The following is a 26,595-nucleotide window of genomic DNA, read 5'->3' on the forward strand; positions in this document are numbered from 1 at the left end:
AAAGCAGAACATGCAAACATTTCATTACAAGGTTTCTTATGGAGTAATAAAAATCTTAACACAAACATTCTAAGAATGCAAAAAGGCAGGAACCAAAAATGGCTCTTGCCTTTTAATACTATTATCTTGTCAGACGGTAATTTAGAAGTTCAACTCAATCTTCTTTTTTCTTTTGAGCGAGTAGTCCAAAGCCACCTAGAACTCCAACCAATCCAAGAGCTACTAGATTTGCATCTACTCCTTCACCTGTACTTGGAAGTTGTTTTCCTTCAGGTTTTTCAGATTGTGCTTCTGTTTTTGCTGGTTCCTGCTTAGCTGCTTCTACTACTGGAGCAGGTGCAAGAGATTTGTCAGTTTTGACATCCACTTTTGGTCCAATCTCAACAATCTCAGTTACAGTTTCTTTGACAAGTTCTGTACCCTTAAGACTGCGTTTGCCTTCAGCATCAACTTCTATAAGATTTCTACGAAGTCCTTCCACTCCAGCTTGAACTAGACGATGTTCACCTGCTAAAAGGTTTGAGTTTTCTCTTTCTTCACGTCCAAATGCAAGAACTTCTTCTTCAACTACCAGGCTTGGTTTCTTAACTTCCAAGACTTTTGGTCCTTCTAGTGGCTCAACACGGCTTTCTACTTTGGTACCAACTTCAATAATCTCAGTCACTGCTTCCTTGACGACTTCTGTCTTAAGAAGTGTACGACTGCCTTTAGAATCTACCTCAATCAAGTGACGGATTTGACCAGCCTCACCTGCTTGAACCAGACGGCGTTCACCTAGTAAAAGCTCTCCTGTCGGACGCTCTTGGTGTTTGAAGGCTACGGCTTCTTCTTTCACTTCCAATTCTAGTTTTTCGAGAACAAGATTTCCAGAACCGTCCAATGGTTGAACACGGCTTTCTACCTTGGTACCAACTTCAATGATTTCTGCCACTGCTTCTTTGACTACTTCTGTCTTAAGAAGAGTACGGTTGCCTTTGGCATCCACTTCAATCAAGTGACGGGTTTGTCCTTCTACACCCGCCTGAACAAGACGTCGTTCACCCAACAAGAGATCTCCTGACGGACGTTCTTGATGCTCGAAGGCTTGAGTTTCTGTCTCAACCACTAACTCAGGTAGTGCTTCAACTGTTGGCGCAGTTTCACCTTCTTCTAAGCTACCCACATGATGGCTTTCTTTAACAAGGAGTTTTTTATTGAGTTCTTCCTTGAGGTTGGCAAATGCTTCTGGAGTTGGCGTTTGTGAAGATAACAAAGCTTCAGCTTGCGCAATCAACTCAGATTGAGGATCTTTTTCAATGACGGATTCGAGCAAGCTTTCCAATTCTTCTCTAGCAGTTTGATAACGTTGATTGCCATCCAATTCAGTACCAGCTTGTTTCAAATCATTCAAGGCTTGGTTGACTGCTTCTTGACTAGCATCATGGTTTTCTAAAATCGCTTTCGCTGCATCAATCTTCTCAACGAGAGCTGCTTGTTTTGCTGCATCGGCAAATGTATAAACTATTGTTTCTTTGCGTCCTTGGGCAGATGTGATTTCTTGTTTCAGGTATTCGTCGTTGACAGCTGCTTTAGGTGATACTAGAACATCAAAGTCGACAGTTTGACCTTGATAGTGCAACTGAAGTTTTTGACGGCCTGTTTTTTGAGAATCATAGCCTGTAATTTCGACACCTTGGTCTGTAAAGTTATGTTCAGTCTCCGTTTCATCATCATACAAGACCTTGAAACGTCCTTCTGATAAGTCAAGAGTATCGCCTACGAAGTAATCAATTTTCGGTTGCTTGCTAATATACAAGGCTGCGACTTCTTTTGGACCAGCTTCTTCACCAGTCACTTGAACTTTAAAGCTACCTGCAACTGGAAGACCAAGATAGGTTACTGTTAACTCTTGTTCACCATGATGGTGAGCATCGTAGCCGTTAACAACTACACCTGCATGACTAAGGTGGATGACTTCGTCTGCTTCTTCACCCTCATATTTAACACGAAGAAGACCACCTTTAAGATTCAATTCCTCACCATCTTGGTAACTTGTCTTTTTAGGTGCCGCTTCTAGACTGACAGCCTTAATCTTTCTTTCATCCTGAGGAATCGTTACAGCAAGGGTATTACTGATTTCTTTACCTGGCAATTGTGTACGGTAGTATAGAAGGCTCGGACGTTTTTCAAAGCTCAATGGATCTGTCGCCAAATCTCCTCCAACTGCTGTATTTAAGGTAGCGATTGGAGTTTGTGAATCTGCCTTGTCATAAACTGTGATGGTTGCCCCAGCAGGAACTTCTGAGAATCCAAGCTGAATCTTATTGTCCGTTAGGACACGCGCCGCCACTTTCGCCATTGGAATGTTTTGACTCTCCGTATCAAGAGCTTCATACATCTTCCAGTTGTAGATACGAATAGCTTTCCATGGCGTTCCATTGTCAGACGTGATAACATTCAAGCGCCAGTCTTGGGCCGTAATTGGACTATCAAGAGTAATATCTGACACATGGGCTTTATTACCACGAACGGCTTTAGCTAGTTTCCATTCTCCAGCTTCATCCTTGTAGTAGAGGTCGAAGTCCTTCGTGTTCATCAAGCCGTCGTTGACAGATTCACCACCAGCACCGGCATGGTCCATGACCCATCTAACGACACGGCGTGGTTGTGTCAAACGGATATCAACGCTACCACTCAACTGAGCAGAAGACCATTTGTCAGATAGGCTGGTGATTGTACCATTCAACATACCTTCGATGCCTTCTCCGCCTTCTGTATTTGGGAAGGTACTTCCAATAACAGTCGCTCCTGGAACGATATTTTCTGCTAATGGTCTTGGGAGACGTGTATCTTGAACCGTCATGCCCCATTCGAAGTTTGTAGTTGCAGCTTCAGAGCGAAGGCCATTCTTACCGACTGCAACAACCTTCAACTCTTGACTGGTTCCAGTTGCACTAGCTGAACGGCTAACTTTTGGTAGGTAGATAGTAGTGGCAGATGAGCCTGTCAATAGGCGCCAAGCATCGCCATCCTTTTCATAAACTTCATAGAAGTCAGCATCTTTGTTACCTGTAAATTGAACAATAGCTTCCGCTTCTTGGGCATTTTTGAGAGATTGTTTGGCTACTTTCAGAGCAGTTGGAGCCTGAGGAGCCTCTTGATTATCTGTCACAGTCAACTCACCCAAGTTAAATTGATAATCCTTAAGAGCAGCAGAATTTTCGAAAGTAAGTTTTATACCGTAAATGGTCTGACCTGCCAAGTCACTCAAGTCAAATTCGTCTTTTGTCCAGTCGTCAGATAGAGTCAGTTCTTTACGAGCATTCTCACCACCATAAGTATAGTTTTTCTGAGTCGCAAACTCTACATAAACCTTGCTTCCCTTACCACCCTTATGGGCAACCCGAAGTTTTGTTTTATCCGTTACTTCCAGTTTGGTAGAGTAAAGACGAACGTCTTGGTTGGTATTTTCGGCTAAATCACCCGCAAATTTGAGTGAGTTACCGCCATTGTAGGCATCTTCAAAATCATAGTCAGCTTGGAGTTTAGCTCCTGATGATGTTTGCCACCAGCGCCATGTAGGCAAGATACCTGATACAGAACGATAGTTCCATTCAGAATCCTTAGAGACTTTACCGTCTACAAACCATTTTTTACCATGTCCTGTGTTAAAGGATGTTGTAAAGCTACGGCCTACTGCTGGTGTACGGTCAGCTACTAGGTTAGCAATCCCGTACCAGTCCTTGTCATCTGGTTTTTGACCAGTTGGATCTCCTTGGTAACCTGTGAAGAAGATATTTTCATTCTTATGATAGTCTTCACCTGTTTTCCCAAGACTCGTGATAGTATCTGGGGCAAAAAGTCCAAGTGATAAGCGAAGTTTTCCATTCTCATCAAAAAGGGCATCCCATTTCACTTTTGTCTTATAAGAACCACCTTGTTGCAATTCCAAACCTGCAAAAACATCATACTGACTGCGTTCTAGCCATTTGGCCATAGCTACAGAATAGTCATTTTTCTCTTTAGTCCAGTTAAAGTTGGCAAAGAAGTGATCTGCAGGAACCTTGTCCCCTTCTTTTTGCATGAATGGATAGTTGTATTCACCAAGTCCATCTTCGTGATAACGACCATATTCATAGGTCATGGCATCGTACCAAGAATACTTGACAGGATGGTTGACTTTAGCAGCATATTCCTTGGTATAAAGCATGAAGTCACGCATTTTCTTACCAAGGGGCGTTACGATATCACCTGTTGTTTCTTGGTTGATAAAGTAGCCATCAAATCCATAATATTTGGCCAAATCAACCAACTTGCGAGCGATAGGGAATGTTCCGTCTTCGTCTTGTTGAAGGGCCGCAGCGAATTTTTCTTGGTCTGCAATGCTATTTGACCAGTTGAAGAAGAGTGTACCCAATACAGGAACACCATTACGGTGACCAGCATCAATCACATCCGGAGTTGGAACCAGCCCTTCCCAGAAGACCATGGAATTCAAGTATTGCCAGTAGTCAAAAGCATAGGCCTTAAACTCTTCACCACCTACAGAAGCATGGTCTTTAGCCTTAGAGTTAGTGTTAGCAAGGGCTTCAACCTTGGCATCCTTATTAGCTTTTTCATTGACAACATGTCCACGATAGCGCTTGGCTAGTTCTACTGAAGATCGGTTAATAGCATCGTCTTCACGGGCACCTGGTTCCCATTTTAACAAATCTCCCCAGGTGTCAAACTTAATTTCTTTTGGTCGAAGACTTTTTTCTTCTTTCTTAGGAACGTCTGAGACAGTTGCTTTCTCTTCAGCCTTATTTTCTGTAGCTACAGGTGCCTCTTCAGCCTTTGGCGCTTCAGCAACCGGGCTAGCTACTTCCTTATCACCTGCAGTCAATTGGTCCATGGTTGGTTTTTCTTCTGAAATAGGTTGTTCACTAACCTTGTCTTCCCTCGCTTCTAGCTCTTTCAATACTTCTGGTGCTGGTGTAGTTGCTTCTGCTGGAGTAGTGGTTGACGGTTGCTCTGAAACTACTGCTGTAGTTGTTGTCCCATTTTCTGGAACGACAGACTCTTCAGCCAAAGCTGGACCTGCAAATAGAACTGAACCAATCATCAATGAGCAGGCACCCACTGACAATTTTCGAATACTATAGCGACAACGTTTTTCAAAAAATGGATTCTTCATCTTTTTCTCCTTTGACTTTCTCCTGAAAGTAAGCGCTTTATTTTTGAATTAAAAAAGTAGCTGTTCCAAAAATACACAGAACAGGTCATTTTTATTTTACGATATTTAGAAAAAGAGTCAACACTAGCCCTTTAAGAACTATAAAGAAGTGAAGAATTAATATAAATTAGACAATCATCTGCCATTTTTCGAATAAAATCAACATTTTTCTAAAAAAAGAGCATTTACTACTTGTTAGATTTACTTTTATCCTTTAAAATAGAATGGGAGAAATTCCGCGATTATTTTTCGGAGGAAAAAGAAAATGTCCATTAATTGGCAGGAAATTATTTTTCACTTTTTAGGTGGTCTGGGACTATTTTTATATAGTATCAAGACCATGGGAGACGGTTTGCAACAAGCAGCTGGAGATCGTCTTCGATATTACATTGATAAGTACACAAGTAATCCCTTCTTAGGGGTCTTAGTGGGGATTGTCGTCACTGCCCTCATCCAGTCAAGTACAGGTGTAACGGTTATTACGGTTGGACTGGTTAGTGCTAGTCTCCTCACCCTTAGACAGGCCATCGGGATTATCATGGGAGCCAATATTGGAACGACCGTAACGTCCTTCATCATCGGTTTCAAACTTGGCGAGTATGCCCTACCCTTGATTTTCCTTGGAACCATGTTCTTATTCTTTACAAAAAACCGTACTGCAAATAATATTGGACGTATCCTTTTTGGTGTGGGTGGTATCTTCTATGCACTCAACCTCATTAGTGCTGGGATGAGCCCTCTTAAAGACTTGCCTCAGTTCAAGGAATACATGGTTACCTTGGGGCAAAATCCTATCTTGGGAGTTGTGGCTGGTGCAGTCATTACCGTTTTGATTCAGGCATCTTCTGCAACCATCGGGATCCTACAAGGTCTCTATGCAGGTGGATTCCTCGACCTCAAAGGGGCACTACCAGTCCTATTCGGGGATAATATCGGTACAACCTTAACGGTTATTATCGCAGCAGCCGGAGCAAACATCTCTGCTAAACGAGTTGCAGCAACACACGTTACCTTTAACGTTTTAGGAACCATCCTCTGCTTAATCTTGTTAGGCCCATTCACTGCGATGATCGAGTACTTCCAGGCACTACTTCACCTCTCACCTGAGATGACGATTGCCTTCTCACACGGTGCCTTCAACGTAAGTAACACCATTGTACAATTCCCATTCATCGGTGCTCTGGCTTACTTTGTTACTAAGCTAATCCCTGGTGAAGACGAAGTTGTTAAATACGAACCTCTTTACTTGGATGAACAACTCATCAAGCAAGCCCCTTCTATCGCCCTAGGAAATGCCAAGAAAGAACTCTTGCACCTAGGAAACTATGCGGTTAAAGCATTTGACCTTTCTTATGACTACATCATCAATTCTGACGATAAAGTAGCTGAAAAAGGACACAAGACGGAAGAAGCTATCAACACAATCGACGAGAAATTAACACGTTACCTCATTAGTCTATCTAGTGAAGCATTGAGTCAAAAAGAGAGTGAAGTCTTAACCAACATCCTTGATTCTTCTCGAGACTTGGAACGTATCGGTGACCACGCTGAAGCTTTGATTAATCTTAATGACTACTTGCAACGCAAGAATGTTCAATTCTCTAACTCAGCCTTAGAAGAGTTGGAAGATATTTACCGTCAAACAAGCGATTTCGTTAAAGATGCTCTTGAGAGTGTTGAAAACAATGACCTTGAAAAAGCTCAAGCTCTTATTGAACGCCATGAAGCCATCAACAAGATGGAACGCGTCCTTCGTAAGACTCACATTAAACGTCTCAACAACGGCGAATGTTCTACCCAAGCTGGTGTCAACTTTATTGATATTATTTCACACTACACTCGTGTGTCAGACCACGCTATGAACCTGGCCGAAAAGGTTTTGGCAGAACAAATTTAATAGATAAGAAGCCACCTTGACTTAGGTGGTTTTTTCATCTCTTACTCGAGAGTATCTTTTCTAACGTATAGAAAAATGCTTTGATTCACAATGGAATCAAAGCATTTTAAATAGTTCTCCAATCATAATGGAAGATGCAGCTGCGCCCTTGTACCTAGCTTCTTCCTTTTGGATAAAGCGGGCCAGATTGACTAACTCTGGTGCTGGTGTTTTGGGATTTTGGAGTAATTCGAGTGTAACTAAACCTGAAAGTCGTACCGCCAATAATCGCTCATTGGTGCTGGGCAATTGCTTGGCAGTTTCTAGGAGTGCAGCCACTAAATCTTCACTCAAGTTTTGACGGGCATGATTGTAAAGGTCCCGTATCAAGGTTTCTAGGTTTGGTTCTTCCATACCTATCACCTCCATCTTTTTAGTTTAATAATTTTTAATCAAATCAACCGTTGAACGATCCAATTTCTTCACCAAGGCTTGTAGGAAAGCTTGGGCTTCAAGGAAATCATCCATTGCATAAAGTGTTTGGTGAGAGTGGATATAACGGGCACAAACACCGATTGTTGTTGATGGTACTCCACCATTTTTCAGATGAGCTGCACCTGCGTCAGTTCCACCTTTTCCACAGTAGTATTGGTACTTGATTCCGGCTTCTTCAGCAGTTGTCAAAAGGAAATCTTTCATCCCTGGGAGAAGCAAGTGACCTGGATCGTAGAAACGAATCAAGGTTCCATCACCAATCTTACCTTGGCCACCATAAACATCTCCAGCTGGTGAGCAATCTACAGCAAGGAATACTTCTGGGTCAAATTTTGTTGTAGATGCATGAGCACCACGAAGTCCGACTTCTTCTTGGACATTAGCCCCAAGATAAAGTTCATTGCCTAGTTTTTGGCTTGACAAGTTTTCTGCCAACTCGCTAACCATGAGAACTCCGTAGCGGTTGTCCCATGCTTTTGAGATGATATTTTTTTCGTTAGCTGTTAGGATTGCGCTACTGTCTGGAACGATTGTGTCCCCAGGACGGATACCAAAACTTTCAGCCTCAGCCTTATCCGCAAAACCACCGTCAAAAACGATATCTGAAATAGCTGGCATGGTTGGTCCACCTGTCCCACGAGTCAAATGTGGAGGTACTGAACCTGAGATGACTGGAATTTCACGTCCTTGACGCGTAAAGAGTTTAAATCGTTGGCTGCTAACAACCATCGGGTTCCAACCACCGATTTCAACGACTCGGAAGGTTCCATCTGGTTTGATTTCACTCACCATAAAACCAACTTCATCCATGTGAGATGCTACCAAGACGCGAGGTGCATTCGCAACTTCTGAATGTTTGATACCAAAAATACCACCCAAGCCATCTGTCACTACTTCATCCACGTGAGGTGTAATTTTTTCACGAAGATAAGCGCGGACAGGTGCTTCATGACCTGAGATAGCGGAAAGTTCTGTTACTTCTTTGATTTTAGAAAATAATGTTGTCATTTCTATCCCTTCTTTCTTTCAACCATTTTACCACTTTTTATAGGAGAAAGGTAGTGGAAATCAACATTTTACCAAGTAACTTACTCTTATAACAATAAAAGAATCACAAATGTGATCCTTCTTCTCTTGTATTTCGCTTTAATGAAAAATGATCTGGTACTGGATCTTTACCCGTTTCAGACCAAGGATGGCAACGTAATATCCTAGCCAAGCCCATCAAAACTCCCTTGAATCCATGTTTTTCAATAGCCTGAATCATATAGTTTGAACAACTAGGCTCAAATCTGCAAGACGGTGGAAAGGCTGGCGAGATAAAGCGTTGGTAAAAGCGCACTGGCGCAATTAAGATTTTTTTCATTATTTATTATTTGTTACAGCCATGTTGTGTAGTTGGCTGATTTCTTTTTTATTAAGACGGCGTGATTCTCCTGGACGAAGTCCTGTCAAGTCTAGATGACCAAAACGAGTTCGAGAAAGTTTATCTACTTGGAGACCAACTGCTTCAAACATCTTTTTAACCTGGTGATTGCGTCCTTCATGAATGGTTAGCTGGACAACCGAACGGTTTTTAACAGGATCTACTTTTAGAATTTCATAAACAGCTGGCTTGGTTTTCTTGCCTTCAATCTCAACTCCACGAGTCAAAGGACGAAGATTTTCCTTGTTAGCTACACCTTTAACACGCGCAACATAGACCTTGTCAATCTCATTTCGAGGGTGAATCATCTCGTCTGTAAAGTCCCCATCGTTGGTCAAAATCAAAACTCCAGATGTATCCCAATCCAAACGCCCTACCGGATAAATCCGTTCTTTAACATTGCGTAAAAGGTCAACAACAGTCTTGCGGCCCTTGTCATCTGTCACGCTGGAAATTACACCACGTGGTTTATTGAGCAGATAATAGACCTTTTCTTCGTTGTAGATGGGTTGGCCTTCAACTTCGACCTTGTCTCCTGACTTGATAGTCGTCGCTAGTTCACGTACTACCTCACCGTTGACAGTCACCAAGCCCTGCTTGATCAACTCTTCTGCTTTTCTCCTACTGGCCACACCTGCGTGGGCAATATATTTATTGATTCTCATCTTCTTCTATCCTTTCACCAAATAATTGGCTTTCTTGTGCTTGAATATCAAGCTCATCTATCACTGGCAATTCTTCCAAATGATTAATACCCATGTAATCCAGGAAATAATCCGTCGTTACATAGAGATTAGGGCGTCCAAGAACTTCTTTTTTCCCGTCTTCTTTTATCAAGTCAAAGGCTTGCAACTTAGCTAGCGCTCCACTTGAATTAACCCCCCGGATAGCATCGATTTCTATCCGTGTGATAGGCTGCTTGTAGGCAATGATAGACAAGGTTTCTAGCGCAGCCCGAGATAGGCTCTGGTTGATGGGTGCCTTAGAATATTCTTTCAAAATAGCTGCAAATTGAGGCTTGGTTACCAATCTGTAGGCACCACCTGTCTCAATCAGGGCTAGACTAGAATCCTGGTCTTTTTCATACTTTTTGGCTAATTTTTCTAAGCTTTGCTGAATTCCTGTTGGTGGAAGCGATAGAACCTCTGCCAACTGGCGAGCCCTAATCCCATCTTCACCCGACACAAACAGGAGCGCTTCTATTTTTGCTAAAGTACTCATACTTCCTCTCTATCAAGCCTGACTTTGCTCTACTTGATTTTCCTCATTCTTTTTCAGGAGATAGATATCTCCAAAGCTCTCTTTTTGAATCAAGAGAATTTCTTGGGTTTTAATCAACTCCAAAGTTGCTAAAAAGAGTGTGATGACCTCTTGTAAATCCTTGGTTTCTTTAAACAAATCCTGCAAGCATAATTGCTGACCTTCAACCAAAGCTTCTCGGACGATGACCATCATATCTTCAATCTTGTATTCATCGCGTAAAATGGTTGTATGACTTTTGGAAAATTCTTCTTTTTTCTTAGCTAACAAAGTTGAAAAGGCTAAGAAAAGGTCAATCGTGGTCTTATCATGCACGAGTTCTGCATCTTCGTAAATTAACTCTGTCGGTGCTTTTGAGTAATATTGAGCTCGTTCTTGGTGCTTCACTTCCAACTGCTCTCCCAAAAGTTTAAACTTACGGTATTCTTCGATTTGAGAAAGGAGGTCCTGCTCAAGGTCATCCTCTAAATCCGTCACTTCTGCAACCTTTGGCAAGAGCTTTCGACTCTTGATTAGCATGAGTTGACTAGCCATCACCATATACTCACCTGCTACTTCGAGGCGCATGGCCTGTAAGGTTGACACATAGGCTAGATACTGCTCAATAACTTCTGTAATCGGTACATCATAGATATCCATCTGATACTTTGAAACCAAGTGTAAGAGCAAGTCCAAAGGCCCTTCAAAATCTTTTAATTTAATATCCATTATCTATATTTTTCTAGGGTCATGACTGTTTTTAATCCCAATTTTTTGGCGATTTCGTACAAGTCAACCTTCTCTTCAATTTGTCTCAGTATAAACTGTTCCCTTAACCCTTGAGCCGATAAATCTGCAAAACCTTTTTCCTTTAGAAAGGCTTCTAACTGACGAAAGGCCCACTGACGCGAGTAGGCTTTGCCAGACTTTTCAAAAATATAGGTCTGGTCCATCAAGGGAGCCAATTCTGGAAGCAAGCGCGTTGGGATAGCTACAATTCTCTGTTGGGAAGCCTTCTTGATTCTCAAAACTTGAAAATCCAGATTGATATCCGCAACCTTTAGAGTTAAAATTTCACTTGGTAAGAGGCCCAATTCAACTATCAGTAAGGCCAACAAGCGTCCCTCAGGATAAGCACTTTCTTGCCAGAAAGAACTGAGGTCTAAAAGTTCTGATTGAACTTTCTTTTTCTCAGCCTGTTTAGGCAATTCTAAACGATAAAAGGTACCAATTTTCCCTTTCTGGTATAAAAAGTAAAGAAATTGATTACAAGCAGAAACCTTACGCTTTTGGGCACTAATTTTAAAATTTGATAGTTGAGCTTGGTAGATTTTTAAACTTGTCTCAGAGATTCGTTCTCCAATCAAATCTAAAAACTGCTCCAAGTCATACTTATAGGATTGCTTAGAATTTACAGACAAACCTTGTTTTTCTTCTAAAAATGCTGAAATTCCTTCTCTCATTTGCTTCGAATCTCATATTCCTTACTAAAATCATGCAAGAGAGCATTGACAGCCTTAAGGATAGACTTCCGTGTGATAATGCCTTGGAAGATACCATCCTTGTCAACGACTGGTAGGAAAGACTCATCCACTAACTTATGTAAAACATCCGTCAGTGTATAGTCTGGACTGACAACTGCTACGTCCTTCTTGGCCATATGTACGATATCCGTATCTGCCATGGCTTCCTGACTCAAGCCCTGCTCCATCTGGTAGGCCAGAATGTCTCTAAGTCCAATGGTTCCGACAAATTCTTTCTCATCAGTCACCACTGGCACTCTGGTATAGGTCATCTGGCTAAGGAGGAGAATTGCATGATCTGCATTGTGGGTATCAATGAGCACAGCCAAATTTTCAGCAGGAGTTAAAAAGGTTTCCTCTTGCTCCAGTAAAAACTGTTCAAACTCTTTGGCAATCATCGAGCAAACTCCTTGGATAAGCCTGGATAGACCTCATGGTTCCGTGTCAAAAAGTCCACTTTAAAGTAGCTATCATCAATCTCTACACGGGCATAGAGACATTCTCTGATGGTCCCACGTGGTTGACTAATAGAACCAGGATTTAGGAAAAGGGTCTTCCCTTCCATCCAAGCATTTGGAACATGCAAGTGCCCATAAAGACAGATATCTGCATCTTCCTCTTGAGCCCAAAAATCAAGCTTTTGGAAATTGAAGTTAATATCAAACAAATGTCCATGAGTCTGGATAATCTTGGTAGGACCCAGTTGAGTCACCAAACGTTCTGGATAGTCTGAATAAAAGTCCATGTTTCCTCGGACTACTTGGATTCCTTCCCAGAGTGGTGAGTCTGGGCGAAGTTCCGAGTCACCATCGTGAAAAATAGCATCGACTTTCCCAAGATAACGGTCCCGGATTTCTTCTACAATTAAGCTATCTCCGTGGGAGTCACTCATTACAATGATGGTTTGCTTTGCCATGATGGAAATACCTCCAAAAGTTTCTTAACGGCTAAGGCACGGTGGGATTGACTATTTTTTTCTTCGAGGGTTAATTCAGCTGATGATTTGCCTGTTTCTCCTACTAAGAAGAGTGGATCATAACCAAAACCATTTTCACCCTTAGGTTCAAAATTAATGTAGCCTGGCCAGTCAGCTTCGACAACCAAGCTTTCCTTACCTGGGCTAGCCACGACCAAAGTTGTGTGGAATTGTGCTGAACGGTCCTTAAGTTCAAAGACCATAGCTAGTTCGTGCAAGAGTTTGGCGTTATTTTCTTGATCAGTTGCCCCTACTCCGGCGAAACGAGCTGACCAGACACCTGGTAGACCACCAAGCACATCGACTTTGAGTCCAGAATCATCTGCCAGAACCATCTTGCCTGTTAATTTAGAAATAGTTTCAGCCTTGAGGCGAGCATTTTCTTCAAAGGTCATACCTGTTTCAGCTACTTCAGGTAGATCTGGATAATCATTTAGATTTTCTACGTCATAGCCCAGTTTGTCAAAGATAGCTCGAAATTCCTTGGTTTTACCCTCGTTACGAGTTGCAATCAACAAGGTTTCTCTGACTTTATTTGTCTCGAAAAAGTCCTGAACATTGACTCCTTCTTTAGGCAATTCTACATGCAAGAGCTTCCCATTTTCAACCAGAAGCAGAGCTCCCTGACGTTGGATGACTTCCAAGTTTCGATTCGCTTCTTGGTTGAGAATATCTACCACAAAAGAGAGTAAGCGGTAGGCTGAACCATATCGTAAAACAGTGACTGAAAGTGGAAATCCTCGCTCCTCATCTCGAAAGATTTTAGCCAAATCAAATAGCGGAAACTCTAACTCATCATCCGTCAAAGTCCGAATGCCACCAAAAACACTGTAGGATCCAACATACCAGTCCTGGTCATCCTTGTATTCATAAATTTTGTTTGTCATAATGTTACATGCTCCACATGAATCTCTTTTTCCAGCCATTCTGCTCCTATCTGGGCAAAACTTTGGCTATTTGCAGTTGTATAAAAACGGTGTTGAAGGGGCGCCGCATCTCGGCTACGGTTAATCTCAAAGTAATTGAGCAAGACTGAAATATCACGTACACACTCAGCTCCGCTATCAATCAGTTGAACCTTAGGCCCCATGACATTTTGGATGATAGGTCTGAGGAGTGGATAATGAGTACAGCCTAAAATCAAGCTATCTACTTTTCCGACCAAGGGACGCAAGGTTTCATAAACGACTTTCTTAGTCACACTGGTCGATAGAGCACCTGACTCTACCAAGGGAGCAAACTTAGGGCAGGCCAAGCTTTCCACTTGTAAATCTGGGTCTAGATCATGAATCTTTTGTCGATAAATATCTGATTTTACCGTCATCGGGGTTCCAATCACACCGATCTTCCCACCTTGACTTGCTTTGATAGCTGCTGATGCACCAGGCAAAATCACACCCAACACCGGAATATCCAACTTAGCTTTAATCTCTTCCCAGACGACTGCCGTTGCTGTATTACAAGCAATAACAATCATCTTAACATCCTTGGTCAAAAGAAAGTTGACCAGTTGCCAAGTATATTCACGAATCTGCTCAGCAGGACGGGGACCATAAGGAGCCCGTGCCGAATCTCCAATATAGACGATTTCTTCATGGGGAAGCTGGCGCATGAGTTCACGTACAACGGTCAAGCCTCCAACGCCCGAATCCAAAAAACCAATCGGTCGATTATCCATACAGTCTTCTTTCTAGTATTTTTTTCTGATTGATAGTTCATTATTATTCATTTCTTCCTGAAATTGCTGACAGACTGGGTAGCTCCCCACTGTCTCCCTCTTAATCATAATCAATTATCAATAGAATGCAAGGAAAAAGTCTTATCTCTAAATATCAGTCAAACATAGTGAGAAGTCTGGAACTTTCATCCCAGACTTTTCCTATTTATTTCTTTTTATTGTTAGCAAGGGCTGCTTTTTGTTGGCGAATGATTTGGTGGTAAACTTGTTGTACTTTAGCTTCACTTGGCTTTTGACCGTTTGCACTCAAGAGAGTACGAACTGCTTCTGCGTTCAAACGTGGGTTATCCGCAAATTCTTTTTCGATTTGCTTGCGCACCAAGTACATACCTCCAAGAGCTCCTCCTAGAAAAGCCAAAAGAATCAATACAATTGCTAAAATAAGGTTCATAACATTTCTCCTGTTTCTTTTTGAATCTTCTATATTATACCATAAAGTCCTACGCCTGACTAGTTTGAGTTACGCTTTCAGATGGCTAATTCCTCATATTTCATTTCATATCTAATCATTTTTAAGTTCGATTTTTATAAAAAAAATAGAAGCACTAAAATTTGGTAAAATAAGGCCATTTCTCTTGAAAGCCCTTGCAATAGTTTTGTTTATTTGTTATATTAAGATTATCTGAAAAAATCACACATATTTCTGCAAGACTTATTTTTTTAAAAGACAATGTATGCGCTTACAGAATTAAGAAAGGAGAATTTTGTGGATAAGAGATATTGGGAAAAATCCTGCAAGTATAGCATCCGCAAGCTAAGTGTCGGAGCTGCCTCTGTTTTACTTGGAGCTGTGTTTTTAGCAGCACAGGGTGTTGCTGCTGATGGTGTCGAGATTACGGAAAGTGAGGCAACAATTACTGAAACCTCTGCTAAACCGGATACGAAGGTAGAGGAAGTTGTTGCTTCTAACACAGAGACTCAGCCTGTAGCTGAATCAGCTGAAAAGCAAACAAACCCTGAGGCAGAACTACCTCAAACTAGTAGTCAGTCAGAGACAAGTGCTACTACCGCACCTGCTGACAATAAGGAGAGCGAGAAACCAGAACTTCCTGTGAACAAGCAAGAACATTACGAATTACATTACAACCAGCCAACTGCTCCTTCCTATGACGGATGGGAAAAACAAGCCCTCCCAGTCGGAAATGGGGAAATGGGTGCCAAGGTTTTCGGACTCATCGGTGAAGAAAGAATCCAATACAACGAAAAAACACTTTGGTCTGGAGGCCCACAGCCAGATAGTCAAGACTACAACGGAGGAAACTACAAGGACCGCTACAAAGTCTTAGCCGAAATTCGTAAGGCCTTAGAAGACGGTAACCGTCAAAAAGCCAAACAACTAGCAGAGAGAAATTTGGTTGGGCCAAACAATGCCCAATACGGTCGCTACCTAGCCTTCGGTGATATCTTCATGGTCTTTAATAACCAGAAGAAGGGCTTGGAAAATGTTACTGACTATCATCGTGGCTTAGATATTTCTGAAGCTATCACAACTACCTCCTATACCCAAGATGGGACAAGTTTCAAACGAGAAACCTTCTCTAGTTATCCAGATGACGTCACTGTTACCCATTTGACTAAAAAGGGAGATAAGACGCTTGATTTTACCCTTTGGAACAGCTTGACTGAAGATTTGATTGCTAATGGAGATTATTCTTGGGAGAATTCTAAATACAAACAAGGGACTGTTAGCGTTGATTCTAATGGTATTTTACTCAAGGGAACTGTCAAAGACAACGGTCTGAAATTTGCCTCTTATCTTGGTATCAAGACAGATGGACAAGTCACTGCTCAAGATGGTTATTTGACTGTTACAGGAGCAAGTTATGCAACACTGCTACTCAGCGCCAAGACTAATTTTGCTCAAAATCCGAAAACCAACTACCGCAAGGATATTGATGTAGAAAAAACTGTCAAATCTATCGTCGAAACTGCCAAAGCCAAAGACTATGAGACTCTGAAAAATGACCACATCAAGGATTACCAAAGTCTTTTCAATCGTGTTCAACTAAACCTCGGCGGTAGCAAGTCTAATCAAACTACAAAAGAAGCTCTCCAAACCTATAATCCAACAAAAGGGCAAAAACTAGAAGAGCTCTTCTTCCAATACGGACGTTACCTACTGATCAGTTCTTCTCGTAACCGGACAGATGCCCTCCCTGCCAACTTGCAAGGAGTCTGGAATGCTGTAGATAATCCACCTTGGAACTCAGACTACCACCTCAATGTCAACCTACAAATGAACTACTGGCCTGCCTACATGAGTAATCTCGCAGAAACGGCTAAGCCAATGATCAATTATATCGATGACATGCGTTACTATGGCCGTATCGCTGCAAAAGAATATGCAGGTATCGAATCCAAAGAAGGTCAAGAAAACGGTTGGTTGGTTCATACTCAGGCGACACCATTTGGCTGGACTACTCCTGGCTGGAACTATTATTGGGGTTGGTCTCCTGCTGCCAATGCTTGGATGATGCAAAACGTCTATGACTACTACAAATTCACCAAGGATGAAACTTATCTTAAAGAAAAGATTTATCCAATGCTCAAGGAAACTGCTAAGTTCTGGAATTCCTTCTTGCACTACGACAAGGCTAGTGACCGTTGGGTTTCTTCTCCATCCTACTCACCAGAGCATGGAACTATCACGATTGGGAATACCTTCGACCAATCTCTAGTTTGGCAGCTATTCCACGACTATATGGAAGCAGCCAATCATCTGAAAGTCGACCAAGATTTGGTGACAGAAGTGAAGGCTAAATTTGATAAGCTCAAACCACTTCACATCAACCAAGACGGCCGTATCAAGGAATGGTACGAAGAAGACAGCCCGCAATTCACCAACGAAGGCATTGAAAACCATCACCGCCACGTTTCTCATCTGGTTGGACTATTCCCAGGTACTCTATTTGGCAAGGATCAGCCTGAATATCTAGAAGCTGCACGCGCAACCCTAAACCACCGTGGAGATGGTGGTACTGGTTGGTCTAAGGCCAATAAAATCAACCTCTGGGCTCGTCTCCTAGATGGAAATCGCGCCCACCGTTTGTTGGCAGAACAGCTCAGATCTTCAACTCTAGAAAACCTCTGGGATACGCACGCGCCTTTCCAAATCGATGGAAACTTTGGTGCAACCAGCGGTATGGCAGAAATGCTCCTTCAGTCTCATACAGGCTACATTGCCCCATTACCAGCCCTTCCAGATGCATGGAAGGATGGACAAGTTTCAGGTCTTGTAGCTCGTGGCAATTTTGAAGTCAGCATGAAATGGAAAGAGAAAAATCTTGAAACGCTATCTTTCCTTTCTAATGTTGGTGGAGACTTAGTCGTAGACTATCCAAATATCGAATCTAGTATTGTCAAGATTAATGGCAAGGAAGTTCAAGCTAGTCGCCTCAAAGATAACCGTATCCAACTTGCGACTCAAAAGGGTGATGTCATTACCTTTGAAAACTTCCCTGGACGAGTGACTCGCTTATCAGCCCTTCGAAAAGATTCCGTCACAGCTGAACTTCACTTTAACACAGTTGAAGGAGCAAGTCATTATGTCATCCGACGAGAAAGCAAGGATGAAAACAGTCAAACTCCTAGCGTTCGTGAGTTCATCACTAACCAAACTCACTTTATCGATCGCTCAATTGATTCTAGTCATGCCTATACTTATAGCGTTAAGGCTATGCTAGGGGACCGTACAACACCAGTTTCAGACGTTGCCTCCATCGATGCCTTCAGTGAGTTGATGGATGACCGTGACAAGCGCATCCAGTACGGCTCTGCTTATGGAAACTGGGCTGACTCAGAACTCTTTGGTGGAACAGAGAAATACGCCGATATCTCAAATGGAAATTACTCCGATAAGGATGCGACTGCAACTATTCCTTTCAATGGACCTGGTATTGAAATCTACGGACTCAAGTCATCTCAATTGGGACTTGCTGACGTTAAAATCGATGGTAAATCTGTTGGAGAACTTGACTTCTATACAGCAGGAGCAACTGAAAAAGGTGTCCTAATCGGTCGTTACACAAATCTTTCTTCAGGTCCTCACCTCATGACCATCACTGTTAAGCGCGAACACAAAGGACGTACAAACGAGCGTGCAAAAATTTCTCTCGACTACTTCAAAGTCTTCCCAGGCCAAGGAGCAACTGTTGAGAAGATTGACGACCGTGACCCTCGTATCCAGTATGGTTCCATGTTTAAGGATTGGAGCGATGCAGAACTCTATGCTTCTACAGAAAAATACGCTGACATCAACGCTGATGATAGCCTTGCTTCTGAAGCCACTGCAACCATTCCATTCTCTGGAACAGGTATACGAATCTATGGATTAAAAACAGCATCACTAGGCAAGGCACTTGTCACACTGGATGGAAAAGAGATGCCAGCCCTTGACTTCTACACTCCAGGAGCAACTGAAAAAGGAGCTTTGATTGGTGAATTCACCAATCTAACAGATGGCGACCATGTTCTCACTTTGAAAGTAGATCCAAATTCTCCACAAGGACGAAAGAAAGTTTCTCTTGATTCCTTTGATATCTTAAAGGCACCATCTGTGTCTCTCGATAGTCCAAGCCTTGATCCTATTAAGTCCAAAGATAAGACTGTTACCTTAACCCTACCAACTGGTAATTGGGATGGAGTCGCTGTCACCTTCCCTGGTATCAAAGGTCCTCTTCTACTCAGAAAAGTCGATGATGACCATCTTGTCACATCGGGCGAACAAACAGTATTAACCATTAAGGACAACAAGGTTCAACTAGATATTCCTGAGGCTACAGATCGTAAAGCTGGCAATTCGATAGAAGCTTATGCCATCCAAGATACAACAACTACTAGTCCTGTTGTAGCAGTCTTTCCTAAAGACGAAACTGCTCCAGTTGAAGAAAAAATCCTTACAAGTAAAGGGGATGAGCCTGCTCCAGTTGTAACCATTCCTGAGTACACAGAGCCTATTGGAACAGCGGGAGATCAAGAAGCACCTACTGTGGAAAGACCTGAATACACTGGTCCTATCGGAACTGCTGGGGAGCAAGAAGCACCTTCCGTGGAAAGACCTGAATACACTGGTCCTATCGGAACTGCTGGGGATCAGGAGGCACCTTCTGTGGAAATTCCTGAATACACCGGTCCTATCGGAACTGCTGGGGATCAAGAAGCACCTTCCGTGGAAAGACCTGAATACACTGGTCCTATCGGAACTGCTGGGGATCAGAAAGCACCTACTGTGGAAAGACCTGAATACACTGGTCCTATCGGAACTGCTGGGGATCAGAAAGCACCTACTGTGGAAAGACCTGAATATACCAAACCTATTGGAACTGTGGGAAATCAGGAAGCACCTACTGTGGAAATCCCCGAATACACTGAGCCTATCGGCACAGCGGGAGACCAGGAAGCACCTTCCGTTGTAATTCCTGAATATACCAAACCTATCGGGACTGCAGGAGACCAAGAAGCACCTTCCGTGATAATCCCTGAATATACTGAATCTATCGGGACTGCAGGAGACCAAGAAGCACCTTCCGTTGTAATTCCTGAATACACTGAGCCTATTGGAACTGCAGGAGATCAAGAAGCGCCTTCTGTGGTTATCCCTGAATACACTGAGCCTATAGGGACTGCAGGAGACCAAGAAGCACCAAGCATCACACTTCCTGAGTTTAAACTCAAAGTAATGAAAGATAAGACCACAAGAGCTCAAGTTATTAGTGGAACAACTGAACTCGAAGGAGCAAGTTATCTTGACAGTCAAAAAGTTGAAAACAAAGAACTCTTAGGCAAGATATACGATGCTTATGCCCTTCAACTCAAGGATAAAGATGGCAAATTAGTTCAACCAAAAGGTGCTGTACTCGTTCGTTTACCAGTTTCAGGTGCTGTCCAAGAACTCTATCAGTTGACTCCGACAAAAGACTTAAAATCACAAGAGTTCACCATCCGAGATGGGTATCTTGAGTTTATCGCTCTTGACCTGAACACCTATGCTATTGTTTACAAGACAGAAGGATCAACTATTAAACCTATCCCAGTTCATATGGAAGAAAGAAACCTAGAAACTACAAAACCATTGGTTGAAAGTAATGATGTCAATGACAAAGCCTCTACGAATGAAAAACAACTTCCAGCTACTGGTGAACAGACTAGTCCCCTCCTCTTTATGGCGAGCCTCAGCCTAGCCCTCTCGGCTGCCTTCTTACTAAAAGGTAAGAAAGATTAAACATTGTCCCCCCAGGAATAAAAATTTATTCCTAGATAAAAAAGGATGGAAAATCATTCCATCCTTTTTCTGTTTTAACCTTATCAATAAAGTCACTGACAATCAAACACCTAGAAATCAAGCCCCAGAATAATCCATTCATCTACATAATCCCAAAAAGGGATTGGGTAAATGGGTAACTCATCCTTTGACCAGAACACTCCACCTTGACTCATTGGTTTAGATAAGTCTAATACGAGATACTTTCCCATACCATTGCTAAAAAAATTGTAATAACTGGAAATGTCATTTGTTAACTGATCCTCAAATTCCCAATCATAATCAGCTATTGGTTCAATCATATCTAGATCGTCTAAGCCCATGCTTTTACTGGTATAGTCATTAAACCCTTCATGAATATGTGTATAGAAATCACGGATACTCCCGTCAAGTTCTAGTTTTGACTGATTAAAGTGGTCTGTAAACTCTCGGTCCGAAATCGGTATTTTACCCTCATAAAATACTAGACTCTTGCTCTGATAAGTTCTAATGGAATAAAGCAAGGAATAGGTAGGTCCAATTTTGATAAGGTCTATAGCCTCCAGAAACTCTTCTAGATAAGAGATCGTATTGCTGAGTTCTTCAGCTAGATATTTTTTCCATTCTCCTAGGATGATTTGTTTTCTTTTAGAAAAATCTGATGTTTGAAACGCATCCCGCCAATATTGTGGAATAGGATGATTGGACAGATTTTTAAAATTAGATAAAATCTCGACCAGCTCTCCAGATATCACATATTTCTTTAAAAATTTAATTTTTCATTCATAAACTATCTCTATTCATTTCTGTAAAATCCCCTTGACGCCACTTTTCTTCAACTCTTAAGTCCTAGATAGATAGATATAGTTTCGGGTCACAGGACAATCTTTTTCATCCTCACCCTAAAATAAAACCGATGTTCTCCAAATTCTTAACCCTTGCTTTTTAACTCAAGATCAAATTAGCTACAATAGGACTGATAAATACATAGAGAACACCTGTAACACCAATAGCTAATCCTCCCATAGCACCTGCAACTGGTCCATAGCGAAAGGCCGTTCCAGTTCCAACAGCGTGTCCTGTTCCACCCAGGGCTAGTCCAACAGCTACTGGATCGTCTATTTTTAGCCATTTTAGAAGTGTTGGTCCGATTACACTGGTCAAAATACCAGTCGCTACGACAACTACTAGAGTCACAGTAGTCAAGCCCTGCAACTTTTCTGTGATTCCCACTGCCATAGCAGTCGTTACTGACTTAGGAAAGAGGGAAATAGCTAGGAAAAAGTCCATACCAAAGATTTTGGCCACAAGGGCTGTGAAAGAGGTATTGACCACTACCGCCAGCAAACTACCAAAGAGAATACTGCGAGCATGATGCTTCATCAAGTGGAAACTCTTATAAAGGGGAATTCCTAGAGCCACTGTTGAAGGAACAATCAAGTTGTTAAGATAAACCCCACCTTGGTAGTAATCTTGGTAGGAAATGCCAGTTACCTTTAGAAAGATGATAATAAAAATAGCTGACAGCAACAAGGGAGTCGTTAAGGGATGAGGATAGCGTCTGAAAATCATCATTCCCCCAAGATAGGCTAAGATGGACAGGGCGATCCCAAAAAGGGGATTGGATACAAATTCGCTCATTTAGCACCTCTTTCTTCGTAGTCACCTTCATAGCGTTTTTTGATAAATTGAACCACAAGCGCAATCAAGATGATATTGATTACTGCCGCAAAAAAGACAATCAAGACAATAGGTAGGAGATAGGGAGCAATCACATCAAACTTTTCCATAATTCCAACCGCAGGAGGTAGAAAGAGGATGGTCATGTTGGCCAGCAAGAAATTCCCCACCATATTGACATGCCTAGTTCTCAGCCACTTGAATTGTAGGGCTAGAAAAAGAATAATCAAGCCGATAATACTGCCTGGGATGGGCAAATGAAAGAAACTGGAAATCCCCTCTCCGATTAGAGAAATCACAAAGAGAATCATTAATTGAACATATAATTTCATCCTAAACTCCACGAAATAGACTTCTTGCATACCAGTTTACTCTTTTTTCAGAAAATTTCAAGGAAATGCATAAGAGTTGATGAAAGTTTAAGAAGAAAGGGGATACAGACAATTATAGACTAGTGAAAACAGGCGTAATTTAGGATAAAAGATGCCAGCGTCCTTCTTGCCAGCTCTTTTGAAAAGTAGTATAATTATTGCATGCGCAATCATCTTGTGATACAGAGATTGTCCGTGAATGGACTTTCTTCTATTTATGACTCTAAAAAGAAAGGAGATACTATGACTTATTTGGAAAAATGGTTTGACTTCAATCGTCGGCAAAAAGAAATTGAAGGTCTCTTGGAAGAGACCATTGCCCAACAGAGTGACCAAAGTCTGACCTTGAAAGAGTTTTACCTGCTCTACTATCTGGACTTGGCTCAAGAAAAATCTCTACGACAGATTGACCTGCCAGATAAGCTTCATCTGAGCCCGAGCGCTGTTTCTCGGATGGTAGCTCGCTTAGAAGCTAAAAATTGCGGTCTGCTTAGTCGCATGTGTTGCCATCAAGATAGACGCTCTAGTTTTATCTGCCTGACAAGTGATGGGCAAAAGACACTGGCCTCTCTACAAAAGGCTGTCGAAGAAAGCTTGGAAACTGGTTTGGATTTCTTGCTTTAAGATGATTTTTTAAAAAAAAGTTGCGTGCGCAATCATTTTTCTTGACATTCTCTTTTACAAGGAGTAAAATAAAGTCATCATTAAACAAAGGAGTTTTTAAAATGATTGAAATTACCTATCTAGATGCCAGCAAGAACGAAAGAACTGTAACGTTCGAATCTTATGAAGACTTTGATCGTTCACAACAAGCTTGCCTTATCGGCGTCGCAGACTACTACCCTGTTCAAAAATTGACTTACAAGGGTCATGATTTGGACTACCATGGAACTTACGGAGATATCTTCTTCTATCTCAAGAAACAAGATTTAAGCCAATATAACTAAAAAAGGAGAAATACAATGGCAAAAGCAATTACAGATGCAACATTCGAACAAGAAACAAAAGACGGTTTGGTCTTGGTAGACTTCTGGGCAACTTGGTGTGGTCCATGTCGTATGCAAGGTCCAATCTTGGATAAATTGTCTGAAGAACTTTCAGAAGATGTCTTGAAAATCGTTAAAATGGACGTTGATGAAAATCCAAACACAGCTCGTGCTTTTGGAATCATGTCTATCCCAACTCTTCTCTTCAAAAAAGACGGCCAAGTGGTGAAACAAGTTGCTGGTGTTCACACAGCAGAACAAATCAAGGCCATCGTTGCTGAATTGAGCTAATCACATTAGAGACCAAGTACTTGCTTTGGTCTCTTTTTTCTTGCCCTTTGCCATTTTTCAAAAAATATGCTAGACTATAGGTAGAATATTACGATGTTTGGGACATGCCATCGCTAAAAAAAACCTTGACTTGGTATTTTTTAGCTCCCTCAAGGGAGCTTTTTGCGTGCTCTGAACATTTCCCATTTCGGAAGGAGTACTATGAAACGTCAATCTGCCTTGGTCGTCTTTAGTGGCGGTCAAGATTCCACAACCTGCCTCTTTTGGGCTAAAGAACACTATGAAACGGTCGAAGCAGTTACCTTTGCCTACGGCCAACGCCATCATCTCGAAATTCAAGTTGCTAGAGAAATCGCTGAGGAACAAGGAATTCGTCATCACATCCTAGATATGTCGCTGCTGGGACAAATCACTGAAAATGCCCTGACCTCTGATCTGGAAATTGAGCAAAAAGAGGGGGAGGTTCCCAATACCTTTGTTGACGGTCGCAACCACCTCTTTCTGTCCTTTGCGGCAGTCCTTGCTAAGCAACGGGGCATTAAAGATATCGTGACAGGTGTCTGCGAGACAGACTTCTCAGGCTACCCTGATTGTCGGGATGTCTTTGTCAAATCCCTTAATGTTACTCTCAACCTTGCCATGGATTACGACTTCATTATCCAAACGCCTCTCATGTGGCTAGACAAGGCTGAAACTTGGGAATTAGCCGACCAACTCGGTGCCTTTGACTATGTTCGTGAAAAAACATTAACCTGCTACAACGGAATTATCGGGAGTGGCTGTGGAGATTGCCCAGCCTGCCACCTACGTCAACATGGTCTAGATGTTTATCTCTCACAGAAAGGAGAAGCCTAATGTTTTTTGCACCCAAAGAAATCAAACAAGAAACTGGAGAATCTCTCGTTTATAATCCTTATCGGACTCTAGTCTCCAAAGAATTTACCTTTGATGCTGCCCACCACCTCTTTCACTATGAGGGAAAATGCAAATCCCTTCATGGTCACACCTATCATCTGCAGATTGCTGTCAGTGGATTTTTAGATGAACGTGGCATGACCTACGATTTTGGAGATATCAAAGCCATCTACAAGAACTACTTAGAACCCCACTTGGATCATCGCTATCTCAATGAAACCCTTCCCTATATGAATACGACTGCTGAAAATATGGTTTACTGGATTTTCCAAACCATGTACCAAGAGTTGCCAGACGAGCGCGGTCTCCGTTTGGAATACGTTCGCCTCTATGAGACTCCGACTGCCTTTGCGGAGTTTAGACGGGAGTGGTTAGATGACTAGGGAACGTGTCCTCAAACTACCAGTTTTGGAAATTTTTGGCCCAACCTTTCAAGGCGAAGGCCGTGCAATCGGGCAGAAAACCATGTTTGTCCGCACTGCTGGTTGCGACTACCACTGCGACTGGTGCGATTCTGCCTTTACTTGGGATGGTTCTGAAAAGCCAACTCGTATGACAGCTGACGAGGTCATTGCTGCCTTGGATAAATTGGGAAGCTACGACTATGTAACCCTATCTGGGGGAAATCCTGCTATCCTAGCAGCCAACATGGCTGAACTCGTCAAAAAGCTCAAGGAACGTGGTGTCACCCTTGCTGTCGAGACTCAAGGTTCTCGCTGGCAAAATTGGTTGAAAGACATCGACCAAGTCACCCTGAGTCCCAAACCTCCTTCATCCAAGATGGAAGTCAACTTTGAGACCTTGGACTTTATCGTTTCCCAACTTGATCCAGACAAAGTCACCTTTAAAATCCCTGTCTTTGACGATGCCGATTTGGCCTTTGCTAAAGGAATACAAGAACGCTACCAACCAGATGTCCTCTTCTTATCGGCTGGAAATCCTGAGCCCAAGGCCACAGGCAATATTATCCAAGATCAACTGGACCGTCTCAAAGAACTCTGGGAACGCATCGCTACTGACGATAGCTGGGGCAATGTCCGCGTCCTTCCTCAACTCCATACCCTCCTCTACGATAATCAACGTGGTGTTTAAGATTAGAAAGAAAAAAACATGTCACAACAAGAAGAAATGAAAAACCTAAGCCTACTAGGCAACAAAGAAACCAACTACATTTTCGAATATCAACCCGAAGTCCTAGAATCCTTTGATAATCGTCATGTGGAAAATGACTATTTCATCAAATTTAACTGTCCTGAATTTACCTCACTTTGCCCAATCACTGCTCAGCCAGACTTTGCAACTATCTATATTTCCTACATTCCTGACAAGCTCTGTGTTGAGTCAAAATCCCTCAAACTCTACCTCTTTAGCTACCGAAACCACGGAGATTTCCACGAAAACTGTATCAACACCATCGGGAAAGACTTGGTCAACTTGCTAGACCCTCGCTATTTGGAGGTTTGGGGAAAATTCACTCCGCGCGGTGGTATCTCAATTGACCCCTACTACAACTACGGTAAGCCTGGAACTAAGTATGAAGGCTTGGCAGAACAACGCCTATTCCAACACGACCTTTATCCAGAGAAAATTGACAACCGCTAAACTCATACGAAAAAGCCCTGTTCCTCAAGCTGAGGAGCAAGGCTT

Annotated in this window: 25 protein-coding genes; 9 read left to right on the forward strand and 16 right to left on the reverse strand. The window is 42.2% G+C overall.

Translation table 11 applies throughout. The annotated features are described in order from the left end of the window. Nucleotides 1-154: 154 nt before the first annotated feature. On the reverse strand, nucleotides 155-5,155 hold the full coding sequence (locus QM469_RS07700) for an endo-beta-N-acetylglucosaminidase (RefSeq protein ID WP_414276483.1): 5,001 nt from the start codon (nucleotides 5,153-5,155) through the stop codon (nucleotides 155-157). 304 nt (nucleotides 5,156-5,459) lie between these two features. On the opposite strand from QM469_RS07700, the gene QM469_RS07705 reads away from it, so the two are divergent. Further along, complete coding sequence (locus QM469_RS07705; protein WP_248034841.1) at nucleotides 5,460-7,091, forward strand: Na/Pi cotransporter family protein; 1,632 nt, start codon at nucleotides 5,460-5,462, stop codon at nucleotides 7,089-7,091. A 96-nt stretch (nucleotides 7,092-7,187) separates the two neighbouring features. Here the strand turns inward: QM469_RS07705 and QM469_RS07710 are convergent, their stop codons facing one another. From QM469_RS07710 to QM469_RS07765, 12 genes are all read right to left on the reverse strand, one after another. Continuing rightward, nucleotides 7,188-7,484 carry a bacteriocin immunity protein gene (locus tag QM469_RS07710; protein WP_414273922.1) on the reverse strand — a complete coding sequence of 99 codons (297 nt, stop codon included), beginning with the start codon at nucleotides 7,482-7,484 and terminating at the stop codon, nucleotides 7,188-7,190. A 24-nt stretch (nucleotides 7,485-7,508) separates the two neighbouring features. Next, the gene (gene pepA, locus QM469_RS07715; RefSeq protein WP_414273923.1) at nucleotides 7,509-8,573 is read right to left on the reverse strand and encodes a glutamyl aminopeptidase; all 1,065 of its coding nucleotides are present in this window, start codon (nucleotides 8,571-8,573) and stop codon (nucleotides 7,509-7,511) included. 103 nt (nucleotides 8,574-8,676) lie between these two features. Beyond that, nucleotides 8,677-8,931 carry a membrane protein insertion efficiency factor YidD gene (gene yidD / locus QM469_RS07720; protein ID WP_414273924.1) on the reverse strand — a complete coding sequence of 85 codons (255 nt, stop codon included), beginning with the start codon at nucleotides 8,929-8,931 and terminating at the stop codon, nucleotides 8,677-8,679. Then, nucleotides 8,931-9,656 (reverse strand): pseudouridine synthase, encoded by a 726-nt coding sequence (locus QM469_RS07725; protein WP_414273925.1) that lies wholly within the window; start codon nucleotides 9,654-9,656, stop codon nucleotides 8,931-8,933. The genes yidD and QM469_RS07725 overlap by 1 nt, the downstream gene beginning before the upstream one ends. After that, nucleotides 9,643-10,212, reverse strand: a complete 570-nt coding sequence (scpB, locus tag QM469_RS07730) for an SMC-Scp complex subunit ScpB (protein ID WP_414276484.1) — start codon at nucleotides 10,210-10,212, stop codon at nucleotides 9,643-9,645. Before scpB ends, QM469_RS07725 begins: the two co-directional genes overlap by 14 nt. A gap of 12 nt (nucleotides 10,213-10,224) precedes the next feature. Next, nucleotides 10,225-10,959 carry a segregation/condensation protein A gene (locus QM469_RS07735; RefSeq protein ID WP_414276485.1) on the reverse strand — a complete coding sequence of 245 codons (735 nt, stop codon included), beginning with the start codon at nucleotides 10,957-10,959 and terminating at the stop codon, nucleotides 10,225-10,227. Further along, entirely contained in the window at nucleotides 10,959-11,693 is a 735-nt protein-coding gene (gene xerD, locus QM469_RS07740; RefSeq protein ID WP_414276486.1) for a site-specific tyrosine recombinase XerD, read from the reverse strand. The genes QM469_RS07735 and xerD overlap by 1 nt, the downstream gene beginning before the upstream one ends. After that, nucleotides 11,690-12,151, reverse strand: coding sequence for a cyclic-di-AMP-binding protein CbpB (gene cbpB, locus QM469_RS07745; protein WP_414273927.1), 462 nt, complete (start codon nucleotides 12,149-12,151; stop codon nucleotides 11,690-11,692). Before cbpB ends, xerD begins: the two co-directional genes overlap by 4 nt. Then, the gene (locus tag QM469_RS07750; RefSeq protein WP_004251713.1) at nucleotides 12,148-12,669 is read right to left on the reverse strand and encodes a metallophosphoesterase; all 522 of its coding nucleotides are present in this window, start codon (nucleotides 12,667-12,669) and stop codon (nucleotides 12,148-12,150) included. Before QM469_RS07750 ends, cbpB begins: the two co-directional genes overlap by 4 nt. After that, the gene (locus QM469_RS07755) at nucleotides 12,645-13,616 is read right to left on the reverse strand and encodes a nucleoside-triphosphate diphosphatase (protein WP_414273928.1); all 972 of its coding nucleotides are present in this window, start codon (nucleotides 13,614-13,616) and stop codon (nucleotides 12,645-12,647) included. Before QM469_RS07755 ends, QM469_RS07750 begins: the two co-directional genes overlap by 25 nt. Beyond that, entirely contained in the window at nucleotides 13,613-14,407 is a 795-nt protein-coding gene (racE, locus tag QM469_RS07760) for a glutamate racemase (protein WP_049503242.1), read from the reverse strand. Before racE ends, QM469_RS07755 begins: the two co-directional genes overlap by 4 nt. A gap of 205 nt (nucleotides 14,408-14,612) precedes the next feature. Continuing rightward, on the reverse strand, nucleotides 14,613-14,858 hold the full coding sequence (locus QM469_RS07765) for a YneF family protein (protein ID WP_001048970.1): 246 nt from the start codon (nucleotides 14,856-14,858) through the stop codon (nucleotides 14,613-14,615). A 315-nt stretch (nucleotides 14,859-15,173) separates the two neighbouring features. Between QM469_RS07765 and QM469_RS07770 the strand changes: the two genes are divergently transcribed. Continuing rightward, entirely contained in the window at nucleotides 15,174-20,687 is a 5,514-nt protein-coding gene (locus tag QM469_RS07770; RefSeq protein ID WP_414276487.1) for an SIALI-17 repeat-containing surface protein, read from the forward strand. 110 nt (nucleotides 20,688-20,797) lie between these two features. Here QM469_RS07770 and QM469_RS07775 read toward each other — a convergent pair whose 3' ends face one another. From QM469_RS07775 to QM469_RS07785, 3 genes are all read right to left on the reverse strand, one after another. Next, complete coding sequence (locus QM469_RS07775) at nucleotides 20,798-21,460, reverse strand: hypothetical protein (protein ID WP_248034830.1); 663 nt, start codon at nucleotides 21,458-21,460, stop codon at nucleotides 20,798-20,800. Between the two features lie 190 nt (nucleotides 21,461-21,650). Then, complete coding sequence (locus QM469_RS07780) at nucleotides 21,651-22,346, reverse strand: LrgB family protein (RefSeq protein WP_248034829.1); 696 nt, start codon at nucleotides 22,344-22,346, stop codon at nucleotides 21,651-21,653. Beyond that, entirely contained in the window at nucleotides 22,343-22,717 is a 375-nt protein-coding gene (locus QM469_RS07785) for a CidA/LrgA family protein (RefSeq protein WP_049530030.1), read from the reverse strand. Before QM469_RS07785 ends, QM469_RS07780 begins: the two co-directional genes overlap by 4 nt. Before the next feature lie 282 nt (nucleotides 22,718-22,999). On the opposite strand from QM469_RS07785, the gene QM469_RS07790 reads away from it, so the two are divergent. The 7 genes from QM469_RS07790 (at nucleotide 23,000) to queF (ending at nucleotide 26,550) form a co-directional block, all read left to right on the forward strand. Next, nucleotides 23,000-23,380, forward strand: coding sequence for a MarR family transcriptional regulator (locus QM469_RS07790; RefSeq protein ID WP_153195764.1), 381 nt, complete (start codon nucleotides 23,000-23,002; stop codon nucleotides 23,378-23,380). A 101-nt stretch (nucleotides 23,381-23,481) separates the two neighbouring features. Further along, a complete protein-coding gene (locus QM469_RS07795; protein WP_000570253.1) occupies nucleotides 23,482-23,703 on the forward strand; it encodes a DUF4649 family protein in 222 nt (73 codons plus the stop codon). Between the two features lie 15 nt (nucleotides 23,704-23,718). After that, nucleotides 23,719-24,033, forward strand: a complete 315-nt coding sequence (gene trxA / locus QM469_RS07800) for a thioredoxin (RefSeq protein ID WP_001029581.1) — start codon at nucleotides 23,719-23,721, stop codon at nucleotides 24,031-24,033. 201 nt (nucleotides 24,034-24,234) lie between these two features. Next, the gene (gene queC / locus QM469_RS07805) at nucleotides 24,235-24,888 is read left to right on the forward strand and encodes a 7-cyano-7-deazaguanine synthase QueC (protein ID WP_000828764.1); all 654 of its coding nucleotides are present in this window, start codon (nucleotides 24,235-24,237) and stop codon (nucleotides 24,886-24,888) included. Then, nucleotides 24,888-25,331: a 6-carboxytetrahydropterin synthase QueD gene (queD, locus tag QM469_RS07810; RefSeq protein WP_414276488.1), complete on the forward strand. Its 444-nt coding sequence runs from the start codon at nucleotides 24,888-24,890 to the stop codon at nucleotides 25,329-25,331. Before queC ends, queD begins: the two co-directional genes overlap by 1 nt. Then, complete coding sequence (queE, locus tag QM469_RS07815; RefSeq protein WP_000196456.1) at nucleotides 25,324-26,040, forward strand: 7-carboxy-7-deazaguanine synthase QueE; 717 nt, start codon at nucleotides 25,324-25,326, stop codon at nucleotides 26,038-26,040. Before queD ends, queE begins: the two co-directional genes overlap by 8 nt. 18 nt (nucleotides 26,041-26,058) lie before the next feature. Next, the gene (queF, locus tag QM469_RS07820; RefSeq protein WP_000082587.1) at nucleotides 26,059-26,550 is read left to right on the forward strand and encodes a preQ(1) synthase; all 492 of its coding nucleotides are present in this window, start codon (nucleotides 26,059-26,061) and stop codon (nucleotides 26,548-26,550) included. Nucleotides 26,551-26,595 lie beyond the last annotated feature (45 nt).

Source organism: Streptococcus infantis (assembly GCF_047464215.1).
Taxonomy (GTDB): Bacteria; Bacillota; Bacilli; order Lactobacillales; family Streptococcaceae; genus Streptococcus; species Streptococcus infantis_P.